This window comes from Saccharopolyspora thermophila, from assembly GCF_014646075.1.
In the GTDB taxonomy this organism is placed as follows: domain Bacteria; phylum Actinomycetota; class Actinomycetes; order Mycobacteriales; family Pseudonocardiaceae; genus Saccharopolyspora; species Saccharopolyspora thermophila.
This window is the reverse complement of sequence record NZ_BMMT01000018.1, coordinates 20834-27627: the sequence shown is the minus strand read 5'-3', so window position 1 is coordinate 27627 and position 6794 is coordinate 20834. Positions and strand designations below refer to the sequence as shown.

Sequence of the window (6794 nt, the reverse complement as noted above, 5' to 3'; positions counted from 1 at the left end):
CCCGTTGGTGAACCAGTTCCCCACGTCGTTCCCCCTCGATGTGCCTTACTTCGGCAACTTCGGCTCAACGAGCCGCGCGATCTCCATCGCCTTGGCGCACGTCGCCTCGTCGCTCGGAATCTTGTCCGAGCGGTAGTTGATGTCGACGATCACCGAGCCCTTGCCGACGTACATGACCTGGGTGCAGACACCCTGACCTTTACCGCTGAGCTCTATTCCCACGAAGCCTTGGTGTCCACCGACCTGATTCGGGGTGAACTCGTCGAACTGGGTGCGCTGTCCCTGCCAGTAGGCTTCGTCGTGGTTACTGGCCTTCAAGACCCCGAAGTCGAATTCGTCACCGTCGAAGTCGCAGCCGACCTCGCCGAGCCCTAGGTCGCTTGGCTTGCCCTCAGGCGAAGCACCGAAGGACTGGATCTCCTGGGAGCTGAGCACGGTGCACGGGTCGAAGCTGGTAAGAACGTCCTTGGGCACCTGCTGGGTGGGTGGCGTCTCGTTTCCCTGGCCACCAGAGCAAGCAGCAGAGGTCATACCGACCGCAGCAAACGCAGCTGCGACCAGTGATCGTTTCATACGCATGGCACCCATCAGATCAGACGTTCTTCCGCAAGTCGTGAGCGCGGTCCTCATCGGTGTTCTGCATATCCCGTGCAGAATCCCGGTATGCCTGCGCCATGTCGCGCAGGATCTGCTCCGCCTTGCGGAGGACTGGGATGAGACCTGCATCAGGAGAACCGGATGAGCCCGTTACTTTCTCGTTGAACTTCTGCTCCAACCCGCGACCGATGAAGCAGTTTCCGTAGATGCCCTGCCGGATCAGTCGCCGAGCGTCTCCCACGAGCTCCTGAACTGCGTCGGCCTTGTCCTCGTAGACTCGGGCGACGCGCTCGGCGGCTTGGGGGTCCATGACGAGGTGCCCGGCGTCGACGGCTGCGCGCAGGCCCTGGGCTTGCCCGGCCAGGTTTCCTGCCTGCGCGGCGAAGCCCTCCATCCCCGTTGTCACGTAGTCCCCTCCACGTCCGTGATCACTCCAGGTGTGGTCACGGACGCAGAGAGTACACGGAACATGAACGGCTGGGGGCAACATTCGCGAAACCTCGTTCGCGAGCCGCCCGGACGGCCCAGCTACCAGCGGCGACCACGCACCCCCGAGACGAACGCCACTCGCTGCCGTCCGACGCGCGCCCCGGATATGGCGACCGGGCGACATTATCTGCGCACGTGATCGACGAACCGTGGCCCGGGAGACGCGGGGAATCGCCACGTTGCTTGGTGAAGGTGCCCCTCGCCTCGAAAACCTCACCCGCCTGAACGGGCTGGTGCACCGGTCCACCTTGGTGGCCGGGCGCGGGACCTCTCCTCCCAGCGCCCGGCCATCGGGTCGGTGCTCGCGGCTCAGCCGAGCCGGGCGCGTTCGTACTGCTTCGGCCAGAGGTTGTCCGCGTGCAGGCGGTCCGCCGCGTGCATGGGCCAGTGCGGGTCGCGCAGCAGTTCCCGGCCCAGCAGGACCGCGTCCGCGGAGCCGGACGAGATGATCTCCTCGGCCTGCTCCGGCGCGGTGATCAGGCCGACCGCCCCGGTCGGCACCTCCGCCTCCGCGCGGATCTGGCGGGCGAACCGCACCTGGTAGCCCGCGCCGATCGGGATGTCCGCCTTCGGCACGGCACCGCCGGTGGAGGCGTCCACGAGGTCCACCCCGCGCTCGGCCAGCAGCCGCGCCAGCCGCACCGAGTCGTCCCCGGTCCAGCCGCCGTCGACCCAGTCGGTGGCGGACAGCCGAACGAGCAGCGGACGGTCGGCGGGCCACGCCGCGCGCACCGCCTCGGTGATCTCCAGCAGCATCCGGACGCGGTTGTCGAAGTCCCCGCCGTAGCGGTCGGTGCGGTCGTTGACCAGCGGCGAGTAGAACTGGTGCGCCAGGTAACCGTGCGCGAAGTGCAGCTCGATCACGTCGAAGCCCGCGGCCTCGGCACGGCGCGCAGCGGCGGCGAACTGCTCAGGCAGCGCGGCGATCTCGTCCTCGGTCAGCGCCCGCGGGGCGGCCAGGTTGCCGAACGCCTCGGCGGTGGAGCTGACGGTCTGCCACCCGCCCTCGGACTCCGGGACGGTAAGACCGCCCTCCCATGGCGCGCTGGTCGACGCCTTGCGCCCGGCGTGTGCCAGCTGCACCCCGGTCGCCGCGCCCTGCGCGTGCAGGAAGTCGTTGATGCGCCGCCAGGCCGCGACCTGCTCGTCGTTCCACAGGCCGGTGTCGTGCGGGGTGATCCGGCCCTCCGGGACCACGGCGGTGGCCTCGGCGATGATCAGCCCGGCGCCCCCGATGGCGAACTGGCCGAGGTGGACCAGGTGCCAGTCGTTGGGCACGCCGTCGACGGCGGAGTACTGGCACATCGGCGACACCCAGGCGCGGTTGCGGATGACGATGTCTCGGAGCTTGATCGGTTCGAAAAGATGGCTCACAACAGCATCCGACACCGCGGCGGAACGAGATATTCCGGCAGTCGCATATCTCACAACCGCGACAACAGTTCCTCGAAACCGGCGTTGACGCGTTCCGTCTCGCCGGTGGCGAGCAGGTCGAGCAGCAGCCCGCGCAGCGCGGCGAGCACCAGCGTGCCCTCGGTCTCCGAGCCGCCCAGCGCCTCCCGGATGCGGGGCAGCCACTCGCGGACGCTGGCCTCGCCGAAGCCCTCCCACGCGCCGCCGTTGGCGTGCAGCGACCGGGCGTAGCTCTCGAAGAAGAACCGGGCGAGGTTGTGGTGCGCGGGATCGCTGATCCAGTGCCACAGCGAGCGCAGCGCCTCCGTGCGATTCGAGCACTCCGCCAGCGTTTCGGCGAGGAGCCGCAGCTGCACGTTGCGGGCGTACCGGTGCACCTCGCGGACCAGGCCCTCCTTGGAGCCGAAGAAGTACAGCAGCATCCGCGGGCTGGAGCCGACGGCAGCGGCCAGCGGGCGCAGGGACACCTCGGACAGGCCGTGCGTGGCCGAATAGTCCAGGAGCTTCGCGAGGAGTTCGCCGCGCCGTCCCTCGTCGGTCATCGTCGCCTTCTGTTCCGGTGCTCGTCAGGCTGCTAGCCTACGACTGAAACAACTGTTTCACCGGGAGTTCCGCATGAGCACCGAAGAGATCACCATCCGGGTCGGCCCGCGCCCGGGCGACCTGGGCATCGTGCTCGTGATGCACGGCGAGCTCTATGCCTGCGAGCACGGCTTCGACCACGGCTTCGAAGCCCACGTGGCGCGCGGTCTGGCGGCGTTCGCCGACCGGCTCGGCAGCGCCGAGCCCGGGACCGAACCCGGGTGGCTGTGGCTCGCCGAACGCGGCGGTGAGGTGGTCGGCACCGTCGCGCTCACCGACGAGGGCGACCGCGTCGGGCAGCTCCGCTGGTTCCTGGTGTCGCCGGCGGTCCGCGGCGCGGGCGTGGGCCGGACCTTGCTGCGGACGCTGCTCAACCACGCGCGCAGCCGCGGCTTCCGGCACGTGAAGCTGTGGACCGTCGACGGGCTGGAGGCCGCCGCGCGCCTCTACCGCGAAGCCGGTTTTCGTTGCACGGAGCGGAATCCGGTTCGCCAGTGGGGCAAGCAGCTCGACGAGCTGCGGTACGACCTCGACCTGGGGTGACGGCCGTGGAGCGGTGGAGGGACGTGGTCGCGCACCACGTGCGCGTGATGAACGACCTGTACGTGCGCTACCTGCTGGCCTGGCCACCGGAACCCGAGCCGCTGCAGTGGGTACGCCGCGGCGACACCTGGCTGCTGGTCGGCGAAATTCTGCCGGACCGGCCGCGCAGCGCACAGTCCTGAGCACGACCTGGCCCGGGCCACCGGATCGGATTAGTCGGGGCCGGAAGTCTCTGGTGCTGCCGCATCGCGCCGCCCATGCTTCGCGCATGACCTCGGACCCGGCGCACGGCGTCCGTTCCTCCAGCGTGACCTGCCATTACAAGCGGGCGGGCGCGGCCGCGCCGATCGAGGTGCTGGAGCGGTTCCGGGTGCTGGCCGGGAAGCGCTCCGCCGGCCGGGTGCTCGACGTCGGTGCCTTCCGCATCCCGGACCTACTCGAACACCGCCACGTCTGCTACCTGGCGCTGGTCGCCGCGGCCCCGGACGTCCGCGACGCCCACCCCGACCTGCCGATGGACGTGGTGGACGCCGACCTCACCGCGCTGCCGTTCCCGGACCACTCCTTCGACGTGGTGGTCTCCCGGTTCTGCCTGTGCAGCACCCCGGACCCGCAGCGCGCCGGGCACGAGTTCAGCCGCGTGCTGCGCCCGGTCGGCCAACTGGTGTTCCTCGAGCACACGCGGGCGCCTGGGGTGGTGGGGCAGGCGCAGGACCAGGCGCAGGAGATCCTGCGCGGGGCGCGGCGCTGCCGCATCAACATCGAGGTCCTGGCGGTCCTGCAGCGGGCCGGGTTCGTCGTGCGCCGCGCCGACTGGTACTGGCCGCCGACCTACGTACGCGCCCCGCTGGTGCAGGGCGTGGCCACCCATCCCGAGCCGCAGTACGAGCGGGAGCTGTCGTGGCTGCGCAATCCGATCCGCAACACAGGAGAGCCGTTATGGCCAGGAAGATAGCGGACTGCCGCAAGTACCCGAGTGAGATCAACTGCTCGCTGACCCTGATCGGCGAGGAGGAGGAAGTCCTGCGGGCGGCCGTCGAGCACGCCGTGTCGGTGCACGGGCACGAGGACACGCCGCAACTGCGAAACCAGATCCACGAGCTGCTGGAGGACGAGGCCCGAACGGAATGAAACTCGCCCAGCTCATCGACTTCCAGACCGGCACGCACGATGAGCTCGGACCAGCTGATGGACGGAATCGGCGGCGCTGGTGAACTGGGTGAGCAGCCCCGAATCCGTCCACCAGTCCGGGTGATCAGCCGAGGCCGACGGCGCGGCGCGCGAAGTGGATCTCCGTCGCCACCTGGCGCAGCGTCTCCGCCACCACCAGCGAGCCGTGCCCCGCGTCGTAGCGGTAGAACTCGAACGGCACCTCCCGCTGCTTCAGCCGGTCCAGGTAGTTCAGGATCTGCTGGATCGGGCAGCGCGGGTCGTTGTCCCCGGCCAGCACCAGCACCGGCGCCCGCACCTCGTCGACGTAGGTGATCGGCGACGCCTTCCGGTAGATGTCCGGCACCTCCTCCGGCGACCCGCCGAACAGCGCCCGGTCGTAGGCGCGCAGCGGCTCCATCTCGTCGGCGTACGCCGACACGTAGTCCGCCACCGGAACCCCGGCGACACCACCGGCCCACCGCTCCGGTTGGGTGCCCAGCGCCAGCAACGTCAGGTACCCGCCCCAGGACGCCCCGGCCACGATGCTCAGCGCCGGCGTGGTCAACCCGGTCTCGATGGCCCAGTCATGCACCCGCGCCACGTCCTCCAGCTCCGTCAGGCCCGGACGCCCCTCGATGGCGTCCCGCCACGCCGAGCCGTACCCGGTGGAACCGCGGTAGTTGATCTCCACCACGGCGAACCCGGCGTCCAGCCACGCCGCCCGGTAGGCGGAGAACCGGTCCTCGTCCGCGGCGTGCGGTCCGCCGTGCAGGTTGAACACCGTGGGCAGCGGCCCGTCACCCGCGTCGGCGGGGCGTGCCACCAGCGCGTGCACCGTGTCGTTCGGTCCGTGCGGGACCGTCACGAACACGTCGGTGACCGCCTCCGAACCCGGTGCGCGGTCGCCCGGTGGGGTCAGCAGCACCCGGTCCGTGCCGTCTCGTGACACGGTGCGTACCAGCGACGGCGTGGCCGCCGACGACCACACGTACTCCACGGAGTGGTCCGGCCGCACGGTCGCGCCGGCCACCGTGCCGGGCGGGGTGGGCAGGTCGGTCAGCTCGCCCGAGGTGAGGTCGTAGCGGTGCATGGTGGTTCGCGCGTGGTGCGTGTGCGCGATCAGCAGCGCCTTGCCGTCCGGGTACCAGTCGGCCGACACCTCGCCGGGCAGATCGAGCCGGATCTCCGTCTCGGTGTCCGCCACGACGTCCCAGATCAGCAGTTCCTCCCGGCCGCGGCGCTCGTGCAGCACCAGCAGCCGCGGGTCGCCGGTGACGGGCGCGAACGCCAGCGCCTCCAGGCCCTTGCCGGGCCCGTCCCACTTCTCCGCCACCTCGGAGCCGTCGACCCGCAGCACCCGCAGCGCCGGGTGGCGGCTGTCGCCGTGCTCGGAGTGCGAGATCACCACCATCGACTCGTCCCAGGACATGGCGGACAGCCCGCCGTCCTGCTCGTGTTGGTAGAGCACCTCCGGGCAGCCGCCGTCGCGAGCGACCCACACCGTCACGCCGTCGTCGGTGGACATCCCGACGCCGATCACCTTCGAGCCCAGCTCCAGCCCGGCGGGGTAGCCGGGGTGGGTGCCCGGCAGCGCGGGCCGCGCCTCGCCCGTGCCGAACGGCTCGGCCACCCAGCTGCCGAACTCGTCGCCGTCGGTGTCGTCGAACCACCAGATCTGCTCGCCGTCCGCGGACAACGTGCCATGGAAAGTCCCCTGTGGACGGTCGGTCACCTGGCGGTGGGTGTCCGCGTCGCGGTCCCACGCGTAGATCTCCCACGTGCCGCTGGCGTTCGACACGTACAGACTGCGGTGCGGGGCGTCCCGGGCCCAGTCCGGCAGCGACACGCGCGGCGCGCTGAACCGGGCCCGCCAACGGGCCTCCCGCTCCGGATCGTCGAACAGCTTCTCGGGGGTCTTCGCCTCGGGGTAGGTGCTCACGGGTCGATACTGCCCGATACCGGCGCGGCCCGCGGACCCGACCGGCGGTGCCCGTCCTGGCGTGCCGCGAGGGCGGACG

9 protein-coding genes are annotated in these 6794 nt (G+C 70.4%); 4 read left to right on the top strand and 5 right to left on the bottom strand.

What is annotated here, in order from left to right:
* Positions 1–45 precede the first annotated feature (45 nt).
* The 4 genes from IEY17_RS21135 to IEY17_RS21120 all read right to left on the bottom strand — a co-directional run bounded on the left by IEY17_RS21135 (position 46) and on the right by IEY17_RS21120 (position 3041).
* Positions 46–579 (bottom strand): DUF3558 family protein, encoded by a 534-nt coding sequence (locus tag IEY17_RS21135; RefSeq protein ID WP_229680381.1) that lies wholly within the window; start codon positions 577–579, stop codon positions 46–48.
* Positions 580–592: 13 nt separating this feature from the next.
* Complete coding sequence (locus IEY17_RS21130) at positions 593–1003, bottom strand: hypothetical protein (protein WP_229680380.1); 411 nt, start codon at positions 1001–1003, stop codon at positions 593–595.
* 392 nt (positions 1004–1395) lie between these two features.
* Entirely contained in the window at positions 1396–2460 is a 1065-nt protein-coding gene (locus tag IEY17_RS21125; protein WP_188990443.1) for an NADH:flavin oxidoreductase/NADH oxidase, read from the bottom strand.
* A 50-nt stretch (positions 2461–2510) separates the two neighbouring features.
* Positions 2511–3041 (bottom strand): TetR/AcrR family transcriptional regulator, encoded by a 531-nt coding sequence (locus tag IEY17_RS21120; protein ID WP_188990441.1) that lies wholly within the window; start codon positions 3039–3041, stop codon positions 2511–2513.
* A gap of 73 nt (positions 3042–3114) precedes the next feature.
* Between IEY17_RS21120 and IEY17_RS21115 the strand changes: the two genes are divergently transcribed.
* The 4 genes from IEY17_RS21115 to IEY17_RS21100 all read left to right on the top strand — a co-directional run bounded on the left by IEY17_RS21115 (position 3115) and on the right by IEY17_RS21100 (position 4755).
* A complete protein-coding gene (locus tag IEY17_RS21115; RefSeq protein ID WP_188990439.1) occupies positions 3115–3624 on the top strand; it encodes a GNAT family N-acetyltransferase in 510 nt (169 codons plus the stop codon).
* A gap of 5 nt (positions 3625–3629) precedes the next feature.
* Entirely contained in the window at positions 3630–3806 is a 177-nt protein-coding gene (locus tag IEY17_RS21110) for a hypothetical protein (RefSeq protein ID WP_188990437.1), read from the top strand.
* A gap of 86 nt (positions 3807–3892) precedes the next feature.
* Positions 3893–4579: a class I SAM-dependent methyltransferase gene (locus IEY17_RS21105; RefSeq protein ID WP_188990435.1), complete on the top strand. Its 687-nt coding sequence runs from the start codon at positions 3893–3895 to the stop codon at positions 4577–4579.
* Positions 4564–4755 (top strand): DUF1059 domain-containing protein, encoded by a 192-nt coding sequence (locus tag IEY17_RS21100; protein WP_188990433.1) that lies wholly within the window; start codon positions 4564–4566, stop codon positions 4753–4755. The genes IEY17_RS21105 and IEY17_RS21100 overlap by 16 nt, the downstream gene beginning before the upstream one ends.
* Positions 4756–4879: 124 nt before the next feature.
* On the opposite strand, the gene IEY17_RS21095 is transcribed toward IEY17_RS21100, so the two are convergent.
* A complete protein-coding gene (locus tag IEY17_RS21095; protein WP_188990431.1) occupies positions 4880–6715 on the bottom strand; it encodes a S9 family peptidase in 1836 nt (611 codons plus the stop codon).
* Positions 6716–6794 lie beyond the last annotated feature (79 nt).

Bases quoted from the DNA above. Each gene is read 5' to 3' on its own strand.
- IEY17_RS21135 (WP_229680381.1), bottom strand. From the start codon at position 579: ATGCGTATGAAACGATCACTGGTCGCAGCTGCGTTTGCTGCGGTCGGT.
- IEY17_RS21120 (WP_188990441.1), bottom strand. From the start codon at position 3,041: ATGACCGACGAGGGACGGCGCGGCGAACTCCTCGCGAAGCTCCTGGAC.
- IEY17_RS21115 (WP_188990439.1), top strand. From the start codon at position 3,115: ATGAGCACCGAAGAGATCACCATCCGGGTCGGCCCGCGCCCGGGCGAC.
- IEY17_RS21105 (WP_188990435.1), top strand. From the start codon at position 3,893: ATGACCTCGGACCCGGCGCACGGCGTCCGTTCCTCCAGCGTGACCTGC.
- IEY17_RS21100 (WP_188990433.1), top strand. From the start codon at position 4,564: ATGGCCAGGAAGATAGCGGACTGCCGCAAGTACCCGAGTGAGATCAAC.